Below are 788 nucleotides of genomic sequence, written 5' to 3'. Positions count from 1 at the left end.
GGCCAGCTTGTGCTTGCCGAACTGTCGGCCGGCGAAATAGGCGCCCGAATCGGCGGCCCAGACCAGTGCCAGTGCCGCCAGCAGCCACAGGTGGCCCTGCTGACCCGGCGGATCGCCGCCGGCATGGATCAGCACCAGCGCCGCCCAGGCCGGGACGATGGCCAGGGTACCGGCCAGCATCTTCACGATCCGCGCGGGGGCCGTCGGCTGTGCGCCGAAGTTGAAGAAGCGCAGCCAGACCAGGGCCGCCAGCCACCAGGCAACGCCGGCCAGCGTGGTGATCTGGAACAGCACCAGGGTGCTGCCATCGGCCCAGACCAGCAGCACCATCAGCAGCAGGTTCAGCACCAGCAGCACGGTCCGCGCCAGGGTGTCTTCGATGCCGGACAGCTTCAGCCATTCCCACAGGCCGATCAGCAGCACGGCGGCGGCGGCGGCGGCCAGCCACTGCGTCGGCAGCAGCAGGATCGCGGCGATGGCCAGCGGCGCCATGATCAGCGCGGCGAGGACTCGGGTCTTGGTCATGGGCTGGAGGTCTCGGTGGCCAGGGCGGCGATCTGGGCGCTGGTCAGGCCGAATCGACGCTCGCGGCCGGCATAGGCATCAAGCGCCTGCTGCAGCTGGTCGGCATCGAAATCGGGCCACAGCGCCTCGGTGAACCACAGCTCGGTATAGGCCAGTTGCCACAGCAGGAAGTTGCTGATGCGGGTGTCGCCGCCGGTGCGGATGAACAGGTCTGGCGGCGGCAGGTCGGCTAGCGCGACCTGGCGGCCCAGCAGCGACTCGTC

The 788-nt window shown here is 69.7% G+C and carries 2 protein-coding genes; both read right to left on the bottom strand.

Annotated features, from left to right (window positions below; genetic code table 11):
* The coding region (locus tag C9414_RS20675; RefSeq protein ID WP_181286175.1) for a phosphatidate cytidylyltransferase at positions 1–525 on the bottom strand (525 nt) is incomplete at its 3' end.
* A partial coding sequence (locus C9414_RS20670; RefSeq protein ID WP_181286174.1) for an undecaprenyl diphosphate synthase family protein occupies positions 522–788 on the bottom strand: 267 nt, incomplete at its 5' end. The genes C9414_RS20670 and C9414_RS20675, both read right to left, overlap by 4 nt.

Source organism: Bacillus sp. Nf3 (genome assembly GCF_003028545.1).
GTDB lineage: Bacteria > Bacillota > Bacilli > Bacillales > Bacillaceae > Bacillus > Bacillus safensis.
The sequence above is the reverse complement of the archived record's forward strand: the minus strand, read 5'-3'. Positions and strand labels throughout refer to the sequence as shown.